At 70.3% G+C, this 21,120-nt stretch carries 19 protein-coding genes; 1 reads left to right on the plus strand and 18 read right to left on the minus strand.

The window, feature by feature from the left end; all coding sequences use genetic code 11:
* Positions 1-163: 163 nt before the first annotated feature.
* The 14 genes from ACIBCK_RS19235 to pyrR form a co-directional block, all read right to left on the minus strand.
* A complete protein-coding gene (locus ACIBCK_RS19235; protein WP_399391708.1) occupies positions 164-2,311 on the minus strand; it encodes a primosomal protein N' in 2,148 nt (715 codons plus the stop codon).
* Positions 2,312-2,434: 123 nt separating this feature from the next.
* Positions 2,435-3,643 (minus strand): methionine adenosyltransferase, encoded by a 1,209-nt coding sequence (metK, locus tag ACIBCK_RS19240; protein WP_399391710.1) that lies wholly within the window; start codon positions 3,641-3,643, stop codon positions 2,435-2,437.
* Positions 3,644-3,953: 310 nt separating this feature from the next.
* The gene (gene coaBC, locus ACIBCK_RS19245) at positions 3,954-5,165 is read right to left on the minus strand and encodes a bifunctional phosphopantothenoylcysteine decarboxylase/phosphopantothenate--cysteine ligase CoaBC (RefSeq protein ID WP_399391712.1); all 1,212 of its coding nucleotides are present in this window, start codon (positions 5,163-5,165) and stop codon (positions 3,954-3,956) included.
* A 148-nt stretch (positions 5,166-5,313) separates the two neighbouring features.
* Positions 5,314-5,586, minus strand: a complete 273-nt coding sequence (gene rpoZ / locus ACIBCK_RS19250) for a DNA-directed RNA polymerase subunit omega (protein WP_005319902.1) — start codon at positions 5,584-5,586, stop codon at positions 5,314-5,316.
* Between the two features lie 74 nt (positions 5,587-5,660).
* A complete protein-coding gene (gene gmk, locus ACIBCK_RS19255; RefSeq protein WP_367039911.1) occupies positions 5,661-6,254 on the minus strand; it encodes a guanylate kinase in 594 nt (197 codons plus the stop codon).
* Between the two features lie 38 nt (positions 6,255-6,292).
* A complete protein-coding gene (locus ACIBCK_RS19260; RefSeq protein WP_005319887.1) occupies positions 6,293-6,616 on the minus strand; it encodes an integration host factor in 324 nt (107 codons plus the stop codon).
* A 296-nt stretch (positions 6,617-6,912) separates the two neighbouring features.
* A complete protein-coding gene (gene pyrF / locus ACIBCK_RS19265) occupies positions 6,913-7,758 on the minus strand; it encodes an orotidine-5'-phosphate decarboxylase (RefSeq protein ID WP_399391714.1) in 846 nt (281 codons plus the stop codon).
* Positions 7,755-8,861 (minus strand): quinone-dependent dihydroorotate dehydrogenase, encoded by a 1,107-nt coding sequence (locus ACIBCK_RS19270; RefSeq protein WP_399391716.1) that lies wholly within the window; start codon positions 8,859-8,861, stop codon positions 7,755-7,757. Before ACIBCK_RS19270 ends, pyrF begins: the two co-directional genes overlap by 4 nt.
* A 63-nt stretch (positions 8,862-8,924) precedes the next feature.
* A complete protein-coding gene (gene carB, locus ACIBCK_RS19275; protein ID WP_399391718.1) occupies positions 8,925-12,233 on the minus strand; it encodes a carbamoyl-phosphate synthase large subunit in 3,309 nt (1,102 codons plus the stop codon).
* Positions 12,226-13,377: a glutamine-hydrolyzing carbamoyl-phosphate synthase small subunit gene (gene carA / locus ACIBCK_RS19280; protein WP_399391720.1), complete on the minus strand. Its 1,152-nt coding sequence runs from the start codon at positions 13,375-13,377 to the stop codon at positions 12,226-12,228. Before carA ends, carB begins: the two co-directional genes overlap by 8 nt.
* Entirely contained in the window at positions 13,374-13,943 is a 570-nt protein-coding gene (locus ACIBCK_RS19285; protein WP_399391722.1) for a hypothetical protein, read from the minus strand. Before ACIBCK_RS19285 ends, carA begins: the two co-directional genes overlap by 4 nt.
* Positions 13,940-15,226: a dihydroorotase gene (locus ACIBCK_RS19290; protein WP_399391724.1), complete on the minus strand. Its 1,287-nt coding sequence runs from the start codon at positions 15,224-15,226 to the stop codon at positions 13,940-13,942. The genes ACIBCK_RS19285 and ACIBCK_RS19290 overlap by 4 nt, the downstream gene beginning before the upstream one ends.
* Complete coding sequence (locus ACIBCK_RS19295) at positions 15,226-16,206, minus strand: aspartate carbamoyltransferase catalytic subunit (RefSeq protein WP_367048841.1); 981 nt, start codon at positions 16,204-16,206, stop codon at positions 15,226-15,228. Before ACIBCK_RS19295 ends, ACIBCK_RS19290 begins: the two co-directional genes overlap by 1 nt.
* Positions 16,207-16,287: 81 nt before the next feature.
* Positions 16,288-16,860: a bifunctional pyr operon transcriptional regulator/uracil phosphoribosyltransferase PyrR gene (gene pyrR / locus ACIBCK_RS19300; protein ID WP_399391726.1), complete on the minus strand. Its 573-nt coding sequence runs from the start codon at positions 16,858-16,860 to the stop codon at positions 16,288-16,290.
* A gap of 198 nt (positions 16,861-17,058) precedes the next feature.
* On the opposite strand from pyrR, the gene bldD reads away from it, so the two are divergent.
* Positions 17,059-17,559 carry a transcriptional regulator BldD gene (gene bldD / locus ACIBCK_RS19305; protein ID WP_249591133.1) on the plus strand — a complete coding sequence of 167 codons (501 nt, stop codon included), beginning with the start codon at positions 17,059-17,061 and terminating at the stop codon, positions 17,557-17,559.
* 215 nt (positions 17,560-17,774) lie between these two features.
* Here the strand turns inward: bldD and nusB are convergent, their stop codons facing one another.
* The 4 genes from nusB to ACIBCK_RS19325 form a co-directional block, all read right to left on the minus strand.
* Positions 17,775-18,209 (minus strand): transcription antitermination factor NusB, encoded by a 435-nt coding sequence (gene nusB / locus ACIBCK_RS19310; RefSeq protein ID WP_367039927.1) that lies wholly within the window; start codon positions 18,207-18,209, stop codon positions 17,775-17,777.
* Positions 18,210-18,211: 2 nt separating this feature from the next.
* Positions 18,212-18,778 carry an elongation factor P gene (gene efp / locus ACIBCK_RS19315; RefSeq protein WP_344521662.1) on the minus strand — a complete coding sequence of 189 codons (567 nt, stop codon included), beginning with the start codon at positions 18,776-18,778 and terminating at the stop codon, positions 18,212-18,214.
* Positions 18,779-18,838: 60 nt separating this feature from the next.
* Positions 18,839-19,969 (minus strand): M24 family metallopeptidase, encoded by a 1,131-nt coding sequence (locus tag ACIBCK_RS19320; protein WP_399391729.1) that lies wholly within the window; start codon positions 19,967-19,969, stop codon positions 18,839-18,841.
* A 93-nt stretch (positions 19,970-20,062) separates the two neighbouring features.
* Positions 20,063-20,998 (minus strand): Pro-rich N-terminal domain-containing protein, encoded by a 936-nt coding sequence (locus tag ACIBCK_RS19325; RefSeq protein WP_399391731.1) that lies wholly within the window; start codon positions 20,996-20,998, stop codon positions 20,063-20,065.
* Positions 20,999-21,120: the final 122 nt, after the last annotated feature.

The raw sequence follows: 21,120 nt of genomic DNA on the forward strand, positions 1-21,120 counted from the left end.
GTTCTCTGAGGCGGGCAGGCGTCACCGCCCTGCCGTCGTTGTGGGCAGGCGTTCCGCAGGGCAGCCCGCGCAGCGAAAGCCCCGCGCAGCGGAAAGCCCCGCGCAGCGAAGCCCTCTGCCCAGGCAGTGAGGAGGCCCCCCGGCGGGAAGCCGGGTGAGAGCCCTAGCCGATGTCCAACGGGTCCACCCGAATCCGCACCGGCTCCGCCGCCCCCCGCGCCATCCGCGCGGCCTGCGCCACCTTCAGCGAAGCGGCGAGCGCGGCGCCGCTGCCCGGCGGCACCCTGATCAGCACCCGCTCCCACCGCTCCCCCGCCGGCGCAGCCCCAGCGCGCCGGACGGGCCCGGGGCTCGCGTCCGGCACGGGTACGGGGCCCAACACCGCCGCGTCCCCCGGCAGTTCGGCCGCGGCGAGAAACCCGGAGAGCGCCTCCGCCGTCCCCGCCACGGATGCCATTCGCGACACGGGCGGAAACCCCAGTTCGGCCCGCTCGGCAAGCTCCCGCACCGCATGACCCACGGGGTCCCACCGCACAAGGGCCTGCACGGGCCGCAGGGTCGGCTCGGCGACGACCACCACGGTCCCGCCCTCCCCCTGGGGCCGCACCAGCGAAGACGCCCCGATCCACCGCCGCAACGCCTCCTCCCCGGCCCGCAGATCGGGCCGCCCCAGCATGGCCCACCCGTCGAGCAGCAGGGCGGCGGCATAACCGCCCTCGGCGACAGGCTCCGCCCCCGGGGTGCTCACCACCAGCGCGGGAGTACCCGTCACGGTGTCGAGGACCTGCTCACGCCCGGACGTCCGCACCGGCACCGCGGGAAAAGCCCGCCCCAACTCCTCGGCCGTACGCCGCGCCCCCACGATCTGCGCCCGCAGCCGGAACCCCCCGCACTCCCCGCAGTGCCAGGCACCCTCCTCCACCCCGCACCAGCCGCACCACAGCCCGCCGCCGTCCCGCGCCTCCAACGGCCCCGCACAGTGCCGGCACCGCGCGGGCTCCCTGCACCTTTCGCACGCGAGGCGCGGCACATACCCACGCCGGGGCACCTGCACCAGGACGGGACCGTGCTTCAGCCCCTCCCGCACCGCGTTCCAGGCCAGCGTGGGAAGCCGCGCGGCCCGAGCGGCCTCGTCCCGGGCCAAATCGCCGTCCCCCACGGTCCGTACGAGCGGCGCACTCCCCCGTACCTGCTCGCGATCGGCGACCAGCGGCGCCGCCCACCCACTCTCCACAAGCTGCGCCGCCTCAACGGTGCAACTCCAACTCCCCAGCAGAAACCCGCACTTGTCCCGCGATGCCCGAAGCTCCAGCACCTCCCGCACATGCGGGAAGGGGGCGTTGTCATCGCTGTGGCTGGCATCGCCGTCGTCCCAGATCACGACAAGACCGAGGTTCCGCACGGGGGCGAACATCGCGGCCCGGGTACCCACCACGGCCCGCACGGCACCGCGCCGCACGGAGAGCCACTCCCGATACCGCTTCTCCTGCCCCACGTCAGCGGTGAGCAGAGCATGCTGCCCCGCCCCCATCAGCTGGGTCAGCGCCGCGTCCACCCGCGCCGCGGGCCGACCGGCAGGCACCACGACAAGCGCCCCCCGCCCCGAAGCGAGCGTCGCCTGCACGGCCCTGGCGATCTCCTCCGCCCACTCAGGACCGGGAAGGGCGGTCCACACGGCCCGAGGCGCACCCCCGGAGGCCAGCGCCCCCAGAAACTCGGCCCCATGCCCATATCGCCGCCAGGACCCCACCTCGGGCGCGACCGGCGGCGCCGGAGCCTCCCCCGACTTCCGCGCCTCGGCCCGCCCATGCCGAGGCGGAACGGCCAGCTGCAACACATCAGCGAGGCTCCCCGCATACCGGTCGGCCACAGCGCGCGCCAGCCCGAGCAGCTCACCGTCCAGCACGGGCTCGGGCGACACGACCTGCGCGAGCGCGGCCAGCGGCCCGGAGTAGTCGGTCTCGGCGACCCGCTCGACGAGAAACCCGTCGATCAGCCCCCCGCCCTCACGCCGCCCGCCCCGCACGTTCCGCGCCCCGGCCCCGAACCGCACCCGCACCCGCACCCCGGGCTGAGCCTGCTCGTCCAGCTCCTCGGGCACGGCATAGTCGAAGTACCGGTCAAGATGCAGCACCCCCTTGTCCACAAGCACCCGGGCCACCGGCAGACTCTTCGCCAACGCGGCCCCCCGCCACGTCCGCGGCTTGGCCCGCGGCACCTCGGCCTTGCGCACCGCATCCCGAATAAGCGCAAGCTGCTCCGGCGGCTCACCCCCGCCGGCCCCCTCGGACTTCTGGTTCTCGCTGCTCACAGCAGCATTCCTACCAGACCGCACTGACACGACCACGAGCCCGATATCCGCCGCGGCACGACGAAGCCCGGCGCCCCCACCAGGGGCACCGGGCTTCCTCAGAACTCGCTGAGCGAGGCGGTGTTACAGCCCCGCAGCCTTCCGCAACGCCTCGACCCGGTCCGTCCGCTCCCACGTGAAGTCGGGGGTCGCCCGGCCGAAGTGGCCGTACGCGGCGGTCTGGGCGTAGATGGGGCGCAGCAGGTCCAGGTCGCGGATGATCGCGGCCGGGCGCAGGTCGAAGACCTCGGAGATGGCGGCCTCGATCTTGTCGGTGTCGACCGTGGCCGTGCCGAAGGTCTCCACGAACAGACCCACCGGCTCGGCCTTGCCGATCGCGTACGCGACCTGGACCTCGCAGCGGGCGGCGAGGCCCGCTGCGACGACGTTCTTGGCGACCCAGCGCATCGCGTAGGCGGCGCTGCGGTCGACCTTGGACGGGTCCTTGCCGGAGAAGGCGCCGCCGCCGTGGCGGGCCATGCCGCCGTACGTGTCGATGATGATCTTGCGGCCGGTCAGACCGGCGTCGCCCATCGGGCCGCCGATCTCGAAGCGTCCGGTCGGGTTGACCAGGAGGCGGTAGCCGTCGGTGTCCAGCTTGATGCCGTCGTCGAGGAGCGCCTTCAGCTCGGCCTCGACCACGAACTCACGGATGTCGGGGGCCAGGAGCGAGTCCAGGTCGATGTCCGAGGCGTGCTGGGAGGAGACGACGACCGTGTCGAGACGGACGGCCTTGTCGCCGTCGTACTCGATGGTGACCTGGGTCTTGCCGTCGGGGCGCAGGTACGGGATGGTCCCGTTCTTGCGGACCTCGGACAGGCGGCGCGAGAGACGGTGCGCGAGGTGGATCGGGAGCGGCATCAGCTCCGGCGTCTCGTCGCAGGCGTAGCCGAACATCAGGCCCTGGTCGCCGGCGCCCTGCTTGTCGAGCTCGTCCTCGTCGCCCTCAACACGCTGCTCGTACGCCGTGTCGACGCCCTGCGCGATGTCGGGGGACTGCGAGCCGATGGACACCGAGACGCCACAGGAGGCGCCGTCGAAGCCCTTCTTCGAGGAGTCGTAACCGATCTCGAGGATCTTGTCGCGCACCAGCTGCGCGATCGGCGCGTACGCCTTGGTCGTCACCTCGCCGGCCACGTGCACCAGGCCGGTGGTGATCAACGTCTCCACGGCGACCCGGGACTTCGGGTCCTCCCGCAGAAGCGCGTCGAGAATGGTGTCGCTGATCTGGTCAGCGATCTTGTCGGGGTGACCCTCGGTCACAGACTCCGAGGTGAAGAGACGGCGGGACACATCGCTCCCTGTGGTTGCAGCGGCTGCTGGCTGATCATTGGTGGACGGCCGGGAGCTGCGCCCGGCGTCGTCCGAGACCAGTTTATCGGTCGCACTCGGCCGCCGGACCACGTGTCTCGCCACTTGGGAGCGCTGTGACCTGCGGCACTGCATTGTGCGGTACGACGATCGGTCTCCACCAGAGGGCCTCGCGCCCGAATTTCCCGGGTTTGAGGCGTCCAGTGGTGCGATTGTGTCATCCGCGCCCCGGTTTTCGCCCCTGTCCGGTGGGGTTTCGGCAGGGATTCGTCCGGAGAGCGCCGCAATTCTTTCAGGAACTCTTCGGCAGGCGTTCAGCCACGAGATCCCAGACCGTGTCCGCGAGCGCTTCCTTCGGCCCGTACGGCACGGGGGTCTCGCTGCCGTCCGCGCCGAGCACGACCGCCTCGTTCTCCTCGGAGCCGAACGTCTTGCGCTCGCCCACTTCGTTGACGACGAGCAGGTCACAGCCCTTGCGCTCCAGTTTGGCGCGGCCGTTGGCCAGTACGTCGTCCGTCTCCGCGGCGAAGCCGACGACGACCTGGCCGGGGCGCGGCCTCTCGCCCGCGAGTTCGGCGAGGATGTCGGGGTTGCGGACCAGGGCGATCGGGGGCTGCTCCTGGCCGTCCCTCTTCTTGATCTTTCCGGTCGCGTACGTCTCGGGGCGGAAATCGGCCACGGCCGCGGCCATCACCACGGCGTCGGCGTCCGCCGAAGCCTTCAGCATCGCCTCGCGGAGCTGGACGGCGGTGCCGACGGGCACGACGTCGACGCCCGCGGGTTCCGGAAGGGCCGGGTTCGCCGACACGAGCGTCACGCGGGCCCCCCGCGCCGCCGCGCTGCGGGCCAGGGCGTACCCCTGCTTGCCGGAGGAACGGTTGCCCAGGAAGCGGACCGGGTCGAGCGGCTCCCGGGTGCCGCCCGCGCTGACGACGACATGCCGCCCCGCGAGGTCCTGGGCCAGATCGCCGCGGGCCAGGACACGGCGTACGACCTCGAAGAGCTCCACCGGGTCGGGGAAGCGGCCCTTGCCCGTGTCCACGCCCGTGAGACGGCCGACGGCGGGCTCGATGACGAGGGCGCCGCGGCGGCGCAGCGTGGCGACGTTCTCCTGGGTGGCCGGGTGCTCCCACATCTCCGTGTGCATGGCGGGCGCGAAGATCACCGGACAGCGGGCGGTGAGGAGCGTGTTCGTCAGGAGGTCGTCGGCGAGGCCGTGGGCCGCCTTGGCCATCATGTCGGCCGTCGCGGGGGCGACGATCACGACGTCGGCGGACTGGCCGATGCGCACGTGCGGCACCTCGTGGACGGAGTCCCACACCTCGGTCGACACCGGGTTCCCGGACAGGGCCGACCAGGTCGCCTCGCCCACGAAGTGCAGCGCCGACGCGGTCGGCACGACGCGTACGTCATGGCCCGACTCGGTCAGCCGCCGCAGCAGCTCACAGGCCTTGTACGCGGCGATTCCGCCGCTGACCCCCAGAACGACCTTGGGCTTGCCCACCGTGCCTCCCCGCACTCGTGATCCCCGCATTCGGGAACGTACGACTCCATGACACACCACAGGCCCGGCAGTCGCGCTGCCGGGCCTGTGGTGAAGAACTGAGAACTACAGGTAAGAACTGCGGCTACTTACGAGCCGGGCCCTCGATTTACTGAGCCGGGCCCTCGATGGCCTCGGACGTCAGGAGACCCGCGTTGATCTCGCGGAGCGCGATCGAGAGCGGCTTCTCGTGGACGTGCGTGTCCACCAGCGGGCCGACGTACTCCAGCAGGCCCTCACCGAGCTGCGAGTAGTACGCGTTGATCTGGCGCGCGCGCTTGGCGGCGTAGATCACGAGGCTGTACTTCGAGTCGGTCGCTTCGAGGAGCTCATCAATCGGCGGGTTGATGATGCCCTCGGGCGCAGTGATGGAAGAGGACACTCTCTGCCTTCCGATGGGGATTGACCTTCGAATGGAAAGAGAAGATCAAACCGGGTTACTGAGGATGAAGAAGATCAAACAACTTTCATCAAGGCTAGCAGCTCACGCGCCACATCCTCGACGGAGGTATTGACCAGGGTCGTATCGAACTCGGCCTCGGCGGCGAGTTCGATCTTCGCCGCGCCGAGCCTGCGCTCGATGACCTCGGGCGCCTCGGTCCCGCGGCCGGTGAGCCGGCGGACCAGCTCCTCCCAGCTCGGCGGGGCGAGGAAGACCAGCTGCGCCTCGGACATCGAGTCGCGGACCAGGCGCGCACCCTGCAGGTCGATCTCCAGGAGGACGGGCTCGCCCGCCTCCAGGCGCTGGAGGACGGCACCCCGCGGCGTGCCGTAGCGGTTGCCCGCGAACTCGGCCCACTCCAGGAGCTCGCCGTTGGCGATCAGCTTGTCCATCTCATCGTCGGAGACGAAGAAGTAGTGGACGCCGTCCTTCTCGCCGGGGCGCGGCTTCCGGGTCGTGGCCGAGACCGAGAGCCAGACCTCGGGGTGTTCTTTGCGCATATGAGCGACGACCGTGCTCTTGCCGACCCCGGAGGGGCCGGAGAGCACGGTCAGCCGCGGACGTACGTCCGGGGGCACGGGGGTCGTCCCCCGGGATGTTGCAGCCATGCAGCGATTATCCAGGTTCTCAGGAGTGCCTGAGAACGTCAGGCAGCGCCACCGCCGAACTCACGCTCCAAGGAGGCGATCTGGTTGGAGCCGAGACCGCGCACACGGCGGCTCTCGGAGATGCCAAGACGCTCCATGATCTGCTTGGCGCGGACCTTGCCCACGCCCGGCAGGGACTCCAGGAGGGCGGAGACCTTCATCTTGCCGATGACATCGTTCTCCTGACCCTGCTTGATGACCTCATGAAGCGAGGCGCCGGAGTGCTTGAGTCGATTCTTGACCTCGGCCCGCTCCCGGCGAGCCGCGGCGGCCTTTTCGAGCGCGGCTGCGCGCTGTTCAGGGGTAAGGGGCGGAAGAGCCACGCCTACGTCACCTCGGATGTCGAACTGTCGGATACGGACCGGTGAGGAACCTAGTCGCCCCACACCTGGTGAGCAACGTGCAACGCACTTGCCCGTTCGCTCTCGTCGGAGACTAGCGGGCATGGCCGCCGGAGTCAGCGAGAACAGACGAAAAGTCCTGGTCAGCCTCTGCCGAGGTGTACATTCCGGGCATTTCACCCCGGATTTGGTCCGGTGAGCCATCAACGAAACGTAAGGACGTGGCCGGACACGTCGTTCGAAGACGGAAAAACACCCTCAGGGACCCTCAGGGACCCTCACGCCGAGTCGACGGCCGCACGGATCTCGTCCGCGAAGCGGCTCGCGGCGACGCGAAGGCCCACCACGTCGGGACCGTGACGCAGGACACCCCGGCTCACGCTCGGCACGACATTGCGCACGGCGTCCCCGAAGACCCCCGGCAGATCCGCCGGAGTGGCACCCTGCGCCCCGATGCCGGGAGCGAGCAGCGGACCGTTGACGGCGAGGTCGTACGAGGACAGGTCGCCCAGCGTGGCTCCGACGACGGCACCGAAGGACCCCAGGGGCTCCGCGCCCGCGTTCTCGTCCGCCAGGTGCCCGAGCATCGTCGCGCCGATCGTGCGGCCGTCCTCGCGCACCGCGTGCTGCACCTCGGCGCCCTCGGGGTTCGAGGTGAGGGCGAGCACGAAGAGGCCGGTGCCGTTCTCGCGCGCGAGGACGACGGCGGGCTTCAGCGAGCCGTAGCCGAGGTAGGGCGAGACCGTGAGGGCGTCGGAGAACAGCGGTGAGTCCTTGTGCAGGAAGGACTCGGCGTACGCGGCCATGGTCGAGCCGATGTCGCCGCGCTTGGCGTCCATGACGACCAGGGCCCCGGCCGCGCGCAGTTCCTGGACCGCCTTCTCCAGTACGGCGATGCCACGCGAGCCGAAGCGCTCGAAGAACGCGCTCTGCGGCTTGAAGACCGCCACCGTCCCGGCGAGCGCCTCGACGACGGTCCCGGTGAACCGCTCCAGGCCGGCGATGTCGTCGTTCAGGCCCCAGGCCGACAGCAGGGAGGCGTGCGGGTCGATGCCGACGCAGAGCGGCCCGCGCTCGTCCATGGCGTGACGCAGACGCGTACCGAAGGGTTCGAGAGCACTCATGCGGACTTCCTTACGTCGGCGCCGACGGCCTCGGCGAGAGTGGCGTACGAGCTCGTCCGCAGCCGGGCGGCGAGCCCCTTGTGGATCGCGCGGGCCCAGAAGGGCCCCTCGTAGATGAAGGCGCTGTAGCCCTGCACCAGGGTGGCGCCCGCGAGGATCCGCTGCCAGGCGTCCTCGGCGTTCTCGATGCCGCCGACGCCCACGAGCGTGATGCGGTCGCCCACGCGCGCGTAGAGGCGGCGCAGGACCTCCAGGGAGCGCTTCTTGAGGGGCGCTCCGGACAGGCCGCCGGTCTCTCCGTAGAGCGAAGGTTCGGACTGCAAACCGAGGCCTTCGCGCGCGATGGTCGTGTTCGTGGCGATGATGCCGTCGAGGCCGAGCTCGACGGCCAGGTCGGCGACCGCGTCGATGTCCTCGTCCGCGAGGTCGGGAGCGATCTTCACGAGCAGCGGCACGCGCCGCCCGCTGACGCTGCGGTCGGCCGCCTCGCGTACGGCGGTGAGCAGCGGCCGCAGCGACTCCGTGGCCTGGAGGTTGCGCAGGCCGGGGGTGTTCGGGGACGACACGTTCACCACGAGGTAGTCGGCGTGGGCGGCGAGTCGCTCGGTCGACTTCACGTAGTCGGCGGCGGCCTCCTCCTCGGGGACGACCTTGGTCTTGCCGATGTTCACGCCGACGACCGTCTTGAAGACGGCCTTGCGGGCGCCCAGGCGCTCGGCCACGGCCGCCGAGCCCTCGTTGTTGAAGCCCATGCGGTTGATCAGCGCACGGTCCTGTACGAGGCGGAACAGCCGCTTCTTGGGGTTGCCGGGCTGCGGCTCCCCCGTGACGGTGCCGATCTCGATGTGGTCGAAGCCCAGCATCGACATGCCGTCGATCGCGACGGCGTTCTTGTCGAAGCCCGCGGCGAGGCCGAAGGGGCCGTGCATCCGCAGGCCCAGGGCCTCGGTGCGCAGCTCCTTGTGGCGCGGCGCGAGGACGGCCGCGACGAACGTGCGAAGGACGGGGACGCGGGCCGCGAGCCGGATCCAGCGGAAGGCCATGTGGTGGGCCTGTTCCGGGTCCATGCGCTTGAAGACGAGGTTGAAGAAGAACTTGTACATGGTCGAGTCCTTGGTGTTCTCACCAGAAGGGGGACACCGGATCGGTGTCCCCCTGGTGGGCTGCTAGTCGCGGGCCGCGGTCAGATGCTCCGCGTGTTCCTGGAGTGAACGGACGCCCACGTCCCCGTGGTTGAGCGCGTCGATGCCCTGGACGGCGGCGGCGAGCGCCTGGACCGTCGTCAGGCACGGCACGGAGCGGGAGACGGCCGCCGTACGGATGTCGTAGCCGTCGAGGCGGCCACCGGTGCCGTACGGGGTGTTGACGATGAGGTCGACCGCGCCGTCGTGGATCAGCTGGACGATCGTCTTCTCACCGTTCGGGCCCTCGCCCTCGCTCTGCTTGCGCACGATCGTGGCGTTGATGCCGTTGCGCTTGAGCACCTCGGCCGTGCCGGACGTGGCGAGCAACTCGAAGCCGTGCGCGACCAGTTCGCGCGCCGGGAAGATCATCGAGCGCTTGTCGCGGTTGGCGACCGAGATGAACGCGCGGCCCTTGGTCGGCAGCGGACCATAGGCGCCCGCCTGCGACTTGGCGTACGCGGTGCCGAACACCGAGTCGATGCCCATGACTTCACCGGTGGAGCGCATCTCCGGGCCGAGGACGGTGTCGACGCCCCGCCCGTGGATGTCGCGGAAGCGCGACCACGGCATGACGGCTTCCTTCACCGAGATCGGCGCGTCCATCGGCAGCGTGCCGCCGTCACCGACCGCGGGGAGCATGCCCTCCGCACGCAGCTCGGCGACGGTCGCGCCGAGCGAGATGCGTGCGGCGGCCTTGGCCAGCGGCACCGCGGTCGCCTTCGAGGTGAAGGGGACGGTGCGCGAGGCGCGCGGGTTGGCCTCGAGGACGTAGAGGATGTCCCCGGCCATCGCGAACTGGATGTTGATGAGGCCGCGGACGCCGACGCCCTTGGCGATGCCCTCCGTGGAGGCCCGCAGGCGCTTGATGTCGTAGCCGCCGAGGGTGATCGGGGGCAGCGCGCACGCGGAGTCGCCGGAGTGGATGCCGGCTTCCTCGATGTGCTCCATGACGCCGCCGAGGTAGAGCTCCTCGCCGTCGTAGAGCGCGTCGACGTCGATCTCGATCGCGTCGTCGAGGAAGCGGTCGACGAGGACCGGCCGCGAGGGGCTGATCTCGGTCGACTCCTCGATGTACGCGGAGAGGCGGGTCTCGTCGTACACGATCTCCATGCCGCGGCCGCCGAGCACGTACGACGGGCGTACGAGGACGGGGTAGCCGATCTCGTCGGCGATGGCCTTGGCCTCGGCGAAGGTGGTCGCGGTGCCGTGCTTGGGCGCCGGGAGGCCTGCCTCGGCGAGCACGCGACCGAAGGCGCCGCGGTCCTCGGCGGCGTGGATGGCCTCGGGCGAGGTGCCCACGACCGGCACGCCGTTGTCCTTGAGCGCCTGCGCGAGGCCGAGCGGGGTCTGGCCGCCGAGCTGGACGATGACGCCCGCGATCGGGCCTGCCTGCGCCTCGGCGTTGACGATCTCCAGGACGTCTTCGAGCGTCAGCGGCTCGAAGTACAGACGGTCGGAGGTGTCGTAGTCCGTGGAGACGGTCTCGGGGTTGCAGTTGACCATCACGGTCTCGTAGCCCGCGTCGCTGAGCGCGAAGGAGGCGTGGACGCAGGAGTAGTCGAACTCGATGCCCTGGCCGATGCGGTTGGGGCCCGAGCCCAGGATGATGACCGCGGGCTTCTCGCGCGTGGCGACCTCGCTCTCCTCGTCGTACGAGGAGTAGAAGTACGGCGTCTTCGCGGCGAACTCGGCGGCGCAGGTGTCGACGGTCTTGTAGACCGGGCGGACACCGAGCGCGTGCCGCACCTCGCGGACGACGTCCTCGCGCAGACCGCGGATCTCGGCGATCTGGGCGTCGGAGAAGCCGTGCCGCTTGGCCTCGGCGAGCAGGTCGGTGTCCAGGCGCTCGGCGGCGGCCAGCTCGTCCGCGATCTCCTTGATCAGGAAGAGCTGGTCGACGAACCACGGGTCGATCTTCGTGGACTCGAAGACCTCCTCGGGGGTCGCGCCCGCGCGGATGGCCTGCATGACGGAGTTGATGCGCCCGTCGGTGGGCCGGACGGCCTCCGCAAGGAGCTGGTCCTTGTCGCCGGGCTCGCCCACGAAGGTGAACTGCGAGCCCTTCTTCTCCAGCGAGCGCAGCGCCTTCTGCAGGGCCTCGGTGAAGTTGCGGCCGATGGCCATGGCCTCGCCGACCGACTTCATGGTGGTCGTCAGGGTCGAGTCCGCCGAGGGGAACTTCTCGAAGGCGAAACGCGGGGCCTTGACCACCACGTAGTCGAGGGTCGGCTCGAAGGACGCCGGGGTCTTCTCGGTGATGTCGTTCGGGATCTCGTCCAGCGTGTAGCCGACGGCGAGCTTCGCCGCGATCTTCGCGATCGGGAATCCGGTGGCCTTCGACGCGAGCGCCGAGGACCGCGAGACGCGCGGGTTCATCTCGATGACGATGACCCGGCCGTCCTTCGGGTCGATCGCGAACTGGATGTTGCAGCCGCCGGTGTCGACACCGACCTCGCGGATGATCGCGATGCCGACGTCACGCAGGGTCTGGTACTCGCGGTCGGTCAGCGTCATCGCGGGCGCGACGGTGATCGAGTCGCCGGTGTGCACGCCCATCGGGTCGAAGTTCTCGATGGAACAGACGACCACGACGTTGTCGTTCTTGTCGCGCATCAGCTCCAGCTCGTACTCCTTCCAGCCGAGGATGGACTCCTCCAGGAGCACCTCGGTGGTCGGCGAGAGCGTGAGGCCCTGTCCGGCGATGCGGCGCAGCTCCTCCTCGTTGTGCGCGAAGCCCGAACCGGCGCCGCCCATGGTGAAGGAGGGGCGGACGACCACGGGGTAGCCGCCGAGCTCGTCGACGCCCTTGAGGACGTCGTCCATGGAGTGGCAGATGTACGAGCGGGCGGACTCGCCGTGGCCGATCTTCTTGTTGACCTCTTCGACGACGCCCTTGAAGAGGTCGCGGTCCTCGCCCTTGTTGATCGCCTCGACGTTGGCGCCGATGAGCTCGACGCCGTACTTCTCCAGGACGCCCTGCTCGTGCATGGAGATCGCGGTGTTGAGCGCGGTCTGGCCACCGAGGGTGGGCAGGAGCGCGTCGGGGCGCTCCTTGGCGATGATCTTCTCGACGAACTCGGGGGTGATCGGCTCGACGTAGGTCGCGTCGGCGATCTCCGGGTCGGTCATGATCGTCGCCGGGTTCGAGTTCACCAGGATGACGCGCAGGCCCTCGGCCTTGAGGACGCGGCAGGCCTGGGTGCCCGAGTAGTCGAACTCCGCTGCCTGACCGATGACGATCGGACCGGAGCCGATCACCAGGACGGACTGGATATCGGTGCGCTTAGGCACGCTGGGCTCCTTCTGCGGTCATCAAGGATACGAAGCGGTCGAAGAGGTACGCGGCGTCGTGCGGGCCGGCGGCTGCTTCGGGGTGGTACTGGACGCTGAACGCGGGCTGGTCGAGGAGCTGGAGCCCTTCCACCACCTGGTCGTTGAGGCACACGTGGGAGACCTCGGCGCGGCCGTAGGGCGTGTCGGAGACCTTGTCGAGCGGCGCGTCGACGGCGAAGCCGTGGTTGTGCGCGGTGACCTCGACCTTGCCGGTGGTGCGGTCCTGCACCGGCTGGTTGATGCCGCGGTGGCCGTACTTCAGCTTGAAGGTGCCGAAGCCGAGGGCGCGGCCGAGGATCTGGTTGCCGAAGCAGATACCGAAGAGCGGGGTCTTGCGCTCCAGGACGGACTGCATGAGGGCGACGGGGCCGTCCGCGGTCGCCGGGTCGCCGGGACCGTTGGAGAAGAACACGCCGTCGGGCTGAACCGCGTAGATGTCATCGACGGTCGCGGTCGCGGGCAGGACGTGCACCTCGATGCCGCGCTCGGCCATGCGGTGCGGGGTCATGCCCTTGATGCCGAGGTCGACGGCGGCCACGGTGTAGCGCTTCTCGCCGATCGCGGGGACGACGTACGTCTCCTTGGTGGCGACCTCGGCGGCGAGGTTCGCGCCCTTCATCTCGGGCTGCTGGCGTACCTCGGCGAGCATCACGCCCTCGTCCGGGAGCGCGTTGCCGGAGAAGATCCCGACCCGCATCGCGCCGCGCTCACGCAGGTGGCGGGTGAGCGCGCGCGTGTCGATGCCGCTGATGCCCACCACGCCCTGGCTGACGAGTTCCTCGTCGAGCGTGCGCCGGGAGCGCCAGTTGGAGGGCACGCGCGCGGGGTCGCGCACGACGTAACCGGCGACCCAGATGCGCTTCGACTCGGGGTCCTCGTCGTTCACGCCGGTGTTGCCGACGTGCGGGGCCGTCATGACGACGACCTGGCGGTGGTACGAGGGGTCGGTGAGGGTCTCCTGGTAGCCGGACATGCCGGTGGAGAACACCGCTTCGCCGAAGGTCTCCCCCACGGCCCCGTAGGCGCGGCCGCGGAAGATGCGGCCGTCCTCCAGGACGAGTACGGCGGGAGTCTTCGAGGCTCCCCTTGTGGAGGTCGTCATCGTGCGGTGCCTTCCGTAGTGCTGGTCTTGATCATGTTGTTGATGGCCTCGACCCACTCGGCCTGCTCGGCCGCGTGGTCGGAGCGGAAGCCGGAGTCGAGTCGCTTGTCCCCGTGCTCCCAGGTGACGATCAGCAGACCGCCCTCCGCGAGGACCTTGCCCGCGATGCCCTTGTCGAGGCGGGCCTCGCGCAGCTGCGCGGCCGGGATGAAGAAGTCGGCCGCCCCGGGACGTACGACATCGAGGCCCGCGTCCGTGAGCGTCAGCTCCACGCGGCTGCGGGTACCGAGGCCGTGCGCCACGATGCGGTCGAGCCACTGCCCTTCCGTGGTCGAGCCGTGGTAGCGGCCGCTGAGCTCAAGTTTCGCCGGGCCCGGGTCATCCGGCACCACGGGAAGCGGCGGCAGGTCGCCCTGGAGCGTGCCGCGCCACTTCCAGCCCTCGCGCATCAGCCAGTAGACGAGCGCGATGAAGAGCAGGAGTCCGACGACCCAGCCCGCGCGTGCGGCCCAGTCGGTCACCTCCGCCGATTCCTTCTCGGCGGCCAGTTCCAGAAGAGATGTCACGCGAGCTTCCCGTCGACGAGCGTGGCGCGGCCCCGCAGCCACGTGTGCGTCACGCGGCCGGGCAGCTCACGGCCCTCGTAGGGGGTGTTGCCGCTGCGCGAGGCGAAGCCCGCGGGGTCCACGACTCCACGGTAAGCCGGATCGAGGAGCGTGAGGTTCGCGGGCTCACCTGCCGAGACGGGACGGCCGTGGCCCTTCGCCTGCCCGATCTCGGCGGGCTTGACGGACATCCGGTCGGCGACCGCGGCCCAGGTGAGCAGTCCCGTCTCGACCATCGTCTGCTGGACGACGGAGAGCGCGGTCTCCAGGCCCACCATGCCCATGGCCGCCGCGGCCCACTCGCAGTCCTTGTCCTCGTGCGGGTGCGGGGCGTGGTCGGTGGCGACGATGTCGATGGTGCCGTCGGCCAGCGCCTCGCGCAGCGCCATGACGTCACGCTCGGTCCGCAGCGGCGGGTTGACCTTGTAGACCGGGTTGTACGAGCGGACCATCTCGTCGGTGAGGAGCAGGTGGTGCGGGGTGACCTCGGCGGTCACGTCGATGCCGCGCGACTTGGCCCAGCGCACGATCTCGACCGAGCCGGCGGTCGAGAGGTGGCAGATGTGCACCCGCGAGCCGACGTGCTCGGCGAGCAGCACGTCACGCGCGATGATCGACTCCTCGGCGACGGCGGGCCAGCCACCGAGACCCAGCTCGGCGGAGACGACGCCCTCGTTCATCTGGGCGCCCTCGGTCAGGCGCGGCTCCTGCGCGTGCTGGGCGACGACGCCGCCGAACGCCTTCACGTACTCCAGGGCGCGGCGCATCATCACGGCGTCGTCGACGCACTTGCCGTCGTCGGAGAAGACCGTGACGCCCGCGGCGGACTCGTGCATCGCGCCGAGCTCGGCGAGCTTCTTGCCCTCCAGGCCGACGGTGACGGCGCCGATCGGCTGGACATCCGAGTACCCGCCTTCCTGGCCGAGTCGGTAGACCTGCTCGACGACGCCGGCGGTGTCGGCGACGGGGAAGGTGTTGGCCATGGCGAACACGGCGGTGTAGCCGCCGGACGCGGCGGCGCGCGTGCCGGTCAGGACGGTCTCGGAGTCCTCGCGGCCGGGCTCGCGCAGGTGGGTGTGCAGGTCGACGAGGCCGGGCAGCAGGATCTTGCCGTCGGCCTCGACGACGGTCGCGTCGCCCGCGTCGATACCGGTCCCCACCTGGAGGATCGTCCCGCCGTCGATCAGGACGTCCTGGGCGTCGCCGCCGAGCACCTTCGCACCACGGATCAGGGTCTTGCTCATTACTTGCTCTCCTCGGTACGGGTGTGGGTGACGGCGGGTTCGTTGCCGCCCAGGAGCAGGTAGAGGACGGCCATACGGGTGTGCACGCCGTTGGCGACCTGCTCGATGACCGTGCAGCGGTCGGAGTCGGCGACCTCCGCGGTGATCTCCATGCCGCGGACCATCGGCCCGGGGTGCATCACGATGGCGTGCTCGGGCATCTTCGCCATGCGCTCGCCGTCCAGGCCGTAGCGACGCGAGTACTCGCGCTCGGTCGGGAAGAACGCGGCGTTCATGCGCTCGCGCTGCACGCGCAGCATCATCACGGCGTCGGAATCCGGGAGCACCCGGTCCAGGTCGTAACTCACGTCGCAGGGCCAGGTGTCCACGCCGACCGGCACCAGCGTGGGCGGGGCGACCAGGGTCACCTCGGCGCCCAGGGTGTGCAGGAGGTCGACGTTCGAGCGGGCGACGCGGCTGTGCAGGACGTCGCCGACCAGCGTGATGCGCTTGCCGCTCAGGTCCTTGCCGAGGCCCGCGTCACGGCCGACGAGGCGGCGGCGCATGGTGAAGGCGTCGAGCAGGGCCTGGGTGGGGTGCTGGTGGGTGCCGTCGCCCGCGTTGATCACCGGGGCGTCGATCCAGCCGGAGGTGGCGAGGCGGTAGGGGGCGCCGGACGCGCCGTGCCGGATGACGACGGCGTCGACGCCCATCGCCTCCAGGGTCTGGGCGGTGTCCTTGAGGGACTCGCCCTTGGAGACGCTGGAGCCCTTGGCGGCGAAGTTGATGACGTCGGCGGAGAGGCGCTTCTCGGCGGCCTCGAAGGAGATCCGGGTCCGCGTGGAGTCCTCGAAGAACAGATTGCAGATCGTGCGGCCGCGCAGCGCGGGCAGCTTCTTGATCGGCCGGTCGGCGACCCGGGCCATCTCCTCGGCGGTGTCGAGGATGAGAACGGCGTCGTCGCGGGTGAGGTCGGCGGCCGAGATGAGGTGACGCATCATCTGGGTTTACTCCGTCATGTGGAGGTTTGCGGGCATGCGGGCGCGCAGGGGTGTGCCCCCGGGCTCGCAGGGAAGCCGGTCCTACGCGGAAGCGGGCTTGGCACCGAGCAGCACGGCGTCGCGGCCGTCCTCCTCGGCGAGCTGGACCTTGACCGTCTCCCGCAGCGACGTGGGGAGGTTCTTGCCGACGTAATCGGCGCGGATCGGGAGTTCGCGGTGGCCGCGGTCGACGAGGACGGCGAGCTGCACCGCGCGCGGGCGCCCGATGTCGTTCAGACCGTCGAGGGCGGCGCGGATGGTGCGACCGGAGAAGAGCACGTCGTCGACGAGGACGACGAGGCGGCCGTCGATGCCGTCACCCGGGATCTCGGTGCGGGCCAGTGCGCGCGGCGGATGCATCCGCAGATCGTCGCGGTACATCGTGATGTCGAGTGAGCCAACCGGGATACTGCGTCCGGTGATTTCTTCGAGCTTCTCGGCGAGGCGCCGCGCGAGGAAGACGCCGCGTGTGGGAATGCCGAGCAGCACCACGTCGTCGGCGCCTTTGGCGCGCTCGACGATCTCGTGTGCGATACGGGTCAACACCCGTGCGATGTCCGGGCCTTCGAGCACGGGCCGGGCGACATCGGATTCGTTCGTGTCGTGCGAGTCCATATGAAACGGACCTCCTTCTCCGCCTCACGGGACGGACCTTAAAGGACGTCGGAATTGCGCCATCCACGCTACCAGTACGGACAACGCCGCCGGTCACGACCCCCCTGGGAAGCGCCGGTACGGACCATTCGGCTTGACGCAGCCAAGTAACGCTGCGTAACCTCACAGTGAGTTACCGTTCTTCGTCCGGGGAGCTATATGTCCAGCGAATACGCCAAACAGCTCGGGGCCAAGCTCCGCGCCATCCGTACCCAGCAGGGCCTTTCCCTCCACGGTGTCGAGGAAAAGTCCCAGGGCCGCTGGAAGGCGGTCGTGGTCGGTTCGTACGAACGCGGCGACCGCGCCGTGACCGTACAGCGCCTTGCCGAGCTGGCGGACTTCTATGGCGTCCCGGTCCAGGAACTCCTGCCCGGAACCGCACCGGGCGGCGCGGCCGAGCCGCCGCCGAAGCTCGTGCTCGACCTTGAGCGTCTGGCGCACGTGCCGCAGGAGAAGGCGGGCCCCCTGCAGCGGTATGCCGCCACGATCCAGTCGCAGCGCGGTGACTACAACGGCAAGGTGCTCTCGATCCGCCAGGACGACCTGCGCACCCTCGCCGTGATCTATGACCAGTCGCCCTCGGTCCTCACCGAGCAGCTGATCAGCTGGGGCGTCCTGGACGCGGACGCGCGCCGCGCCGTCGCCCACGACGACGTCTGATCCCGCAAGGGACACTTGAGCAGAAACGTAACGCCGGGGTGGCCGGAACCGATCGGGTTCCGGCCACCCCGGCGTTTTACGTACGCCACAGGCGCCCCAGGAGGCCACAGAGCCCCCAGGGGCCCCACGGACGCCAGAGGGCCCGCAGCGACGCGCTGCGGGCCCTCTGAGCGGCATTGAAGGCTGTCGCCTCCTCGGGCTTGGCCCGTCGGGCTCTACGCCTCGTCGCGGCGCAGGCTCGGCTTCAGGTCCTTGAAGCGGCCGAGCAGGCCGTTCACGAAGGACGGCGAATCGTCCGTGGAGAACTCCTTGGCGAGCTGCACGCACTCGTCGAGCACCACGGCGTCCGGCGTCGCGTCGACCCAGATCAGCTCGTAGGCACCGAGCCGCAGGATGTTGCGGTCCACGACCGGCATCCTGTCCAGGGTCCACCCGACGGCGTACTGCGAGATCAGCTCGTCGATGTGGCGCGCGTGCTCCGCGTACCCCTCGACCAGCTCCATCGTGAACTCGCTCACCGGCGGCTGCCGGGTATCGGCCCGCGAGTGGCGCACCCAGTCCGCGAGGACCGTCACTACGTCTGCGCCACGCTGGTCGGCCTCGAAGAGAATCTGGAAGGCGCGCTTGCGGGCCGTATTACGAGCAGCCACGGTTAGCTGTTCACCCGGCCGAGGTAGCCGCTGTCACGGGTGTCGACCTTGATCTTCTCGCCGGTGGTGATGAAGAGCGGCACCTGGATCTGGTGGCCGGTCTCCAGCGTCGCGGGCTTGGTGCCGCCGGTGGAGCGGTCGCCCTGGACGCCGGGCTCGGTCTCCTGGATGACCAGCTCGACGGCGGCCGGCAGCTCGACGAAGAGGACTTCGCCCTCGTGCTGCGCGACGGAGGCCGTGAAGCCCTCGATCAGGAAGTTGGCGGCGTCACCGACGGACTTGCGGTCGACGTGCAGCTGGTCGTACGTCTCCATGTCCATGAAGACGAAGTAGTCGCCGTCCATGTAGGAGAACTGCATGTCGCGCTTGTCGATCGTCGCCGTGTCGACCTTGACGCCGGCGTTGAACGTCTTGTCGACGACCTTGCCGGACATCACGTTCTTGAGCTTGGTGCGCACAAAGGCAGGGCCCTTGCCGGGCTTGACGTGCTGGAACTCGACGACGGACCAGAGCTGGCCCCCGTCGAGCTTGAGCACCAGGCCGTTCTTGAGGTCGTTCGTGGAAGCCACGGTTGCGGAATCTCCTGGACTGACGTGGACGACCCCGGCGCACGCGCATAGCTCGGAGAGCTAGAGCGCGAGCAGCTCCTTGGTCGTAATGGTGAGTAGCTCGGGTCCGCCGTCCGCCTCGGGGCGCACGACGAGCGTGTCATCGATCCGGACACCACCCCGTCCCGGGATGTGAACCCCCGGTTCGACGGTGACCGGCACGCAAGCGTCCAGTTTACCCATGGCCGCGGGGGCCAACTGCGGGTCCTCGTCGATTTCGAGCCCCAGCCCATGTCCCATCAGCGGAGCCAGGCCCTCCGCATACCCCGCGGAGTCCAGTACATGTCGTGCCGCCCGGTCGATGTCGCGGTAGGCGGCGCCCGGCGTGAGAGCCTCCCTGCCCGCCCGCTGAGCGGCGAAGACGAGGTCATACAGCTCGATCTGCCAGTCCGCGGGAGACGTACCGATGACGAACGTACGCCCGATCTCACAACGGTATCCGCGGTAACCGGCCCCCAGGCACACGGAGAGGAAATCCCCTTCCTCCACCCGCCGGTCCGACGGCCGGTGGCCGCCGCGGCCGGAGTTCGGCCCGGTGCCCACGGAGGTCGGAAAGGCGGGCCCGTCCGCGCCGTGATCGACCAGACGGCGTTCGAGCTCAAGGGCGAGGTGGCGTTCGGTACGCCCGACAAGGATGGATTCGAGCAGTTCGCCGAGCGCCTGGTCGGCGATCTCGGCGCCGATCCGCAGACAGGAGATCTCCTCCTCGTCCTTGACGAGCCGCAGCTGTTCGACCGCTCCCCCGAGATCCGTGAGCCGCAGCCGCGGCGCGACCGATCTCAGCGCGCGATGCCGGGCGACCGTGAGGTCGTGCTCCTCCACGGCGAGCGCATCGGTGCCCTGCGCGGCCGCGAGATCGGCGCCCGCGACGGCCGGGTCGCCACCGGCCGCGTCGAGCAGCTGCACCCGCAGCCCCTCGTCGGGGCGCCCCTCGCCCTGTTCGTCACCGAGCGGCCTCGAACACAGCAGCAGATCCTCGCCGCTGCCGCTGCCGCTGCCGCTGCCGCTGCCCAGCAGGAGTACGGCACCCTGTGGCGCCGCCCCCGCGAGATACCGCACGTTGGCGGGACGGGACACCAACGCCGACGCGCTGCCACCCGCGGCACAACGCTCCCTCAACCGCTCTCGGCGGGCCGCGTACACCTCAGACATGGAACGAGCCTATGAGCGGCGGCGCGGGGCGGCCCGTTCAGCGCCGCCGACCGAGCGGGCCCATGGCGTTCCCGGAGCTTCAGGCGGCGGGGCCTACCACTGCGGCGGGCTCGCGATGGACCGGGCGAGGACGTCGTCAAGGATCCGGGCGGTGGCGGGCACGTCCAGCTGGGAGTTGTCGATGATGGGCAGGCCCGAGCCGTACCACCCGGCCATACGGCCGTGGATGCGGGCCACTTCCTCGTCCGTGAGGCGGCGGTTGCCGCTGCGCTCGGCGTTGCGCTCCAGGACGATCTCCAGTCCTGGCAGCAGGACCACCGGAAGCAGGCCGGGGCCCACGTGGCGCTTCCAGCCGCCGAGGCCGACGACCGGGCGGTCGGGGAACACCGCGTCGTCGAGGACGCAGGAGATGCCGTTGGCCAGGAAGTTCCGTGCGGCGAAGCCGCAGGTGCGGCGGGCCAGGCGGTACTGCGCCTCCGAGTGGTCGTTCCACCCCGACTGGGGGTCGGCGAAGCCCGAGCGCACCCATTCCCGTACGTCGTCGAGGCTGATGTGGGCGGTCGGCACCCTGCGGTGCTCCGCCCAGTACTTGGCGACGCTGGTCTTGCCCGCGCCCGCGGGGCCGATCAGGAGGACGGCCAGCGTGGTGGCGCCGGTGTCCGCCTGGGCCGTGCCGGGCGGCGGGCTCGGCATGGCGACGGGGCCGCCGGGCGGGAGCTGGATGTGGCCCGTCGTGTCCGGGGTCGGGGGCAGCGGGCTGCCGCCGGGGGCCTGGCCGTGCTGGGGGGCGCCCGGCGCCACGTGTTGCGGCGTCGGGGCGTGCGCCTGCGGGGCCGGTCCCTGCGGATGAGGGGCCGTGCCGGGCGGGTGCGGGGCGCCGGCGAATCCCGGCGCGGGAGGCGGTGGGCCGCCCGGCGCTGCACCCGGCGGCGGACCGCTCGGGTGCTGTGCGGCCGGGGACCAGCCGGTGGCCGGTCCGTGCCCCGGCTGATGGGGCGGCGGCAGCGGAGACCCCACTGCGTGCTGCATCCGGTGCCACTCCGTCTCGTGCGACTGACGCTGGTCGGGCGGCGGCCGGGGCCACCCGTTACCGAACGGTACCGTCCCCGGCCGACGTTGTGTGAACGGCCGGGGAGGCCGCAGGGTGCCCG

This window comes from Streptomyces sp. NPDC051218, assembly GCF_044455475.1.
GTDB lineage: Bacteria > Actinomycetota > Actinomycetes > Streptomycetales > Streptomycetaceae > Streptomyces.

Bases quoted from the DNA above. Each gene is read 5' to 3' on its own strand.
- pyrF (WP_399391714.1), bottom strand. From the start codon at position 7,758: ATGAGTGCTCTCGAACCCTTCGGTACGCGTCTGCGTCACGCCATGGAC.
- bldD (WP_249591133.1), top strand. From the start codon at position 17,059: ATGTCCAGCGAATACGCCAAACAGCTCGGGGCCAAGCTCCGCGCCATC.
- ACIBCK_RS19295 (WP_367048841.1), bottom strand. From the start codon at position 16,206: ATGATGCGTCACCTCATCTCGGCCGCCGACCTCACCCGCGACGACGCC.
- ACIBCK_RS19325 (WP_399391731.1), bottom strand. From the start codon at position 20,998: ATGCAGCACGCAGTGGGGTCTCCGCTGCCGCCGCCCCATCAGCCGGGG.
- carA (WP_399391720.1), bottom strand. From the start codon at position 13,377: ATGACGACCTCCACAAGGGGAGCCTCGAAGACTCCCGCCGTACTCGTC.
- ACIBCK_RS19270 (WP_399391716.1), bottom strand. From the start codon at position 8,861: ATGTACAAGTTCTTCTTCAACCTCGTCTTCAAGCGCATGGACCCGGAA.
- pyrR (WP_399391726.1), bottom strand. From the start codon at position 16,860: ATGGACTCGCACGACACGAACGAATCCGATGTCGCCCGGCCCGTGCTC.
- ACIBCK_RS19320 (WP_399391729.1), bottom strand. From the start codon at position 19,969: ATGTCTGAGGTGTACGCGGCCCGCCGAGAGCGGTTGAGGGAGCGTTGT.
- ACIBCK_RS19290 (WP_399391724.1), bottom strand. From the start codon at position 15,226: ATGAGCAAGACCCTGATCCGTGGTGCGAAGGTGCTCGGCGGCGACGCC.
- gmk (WP_367039911.1), bottom strand. From the start codon at position 6,254: ATGGCTGCAACATCCCGGGGGACGACCCCCGTGCCCCCGGACGTACGT.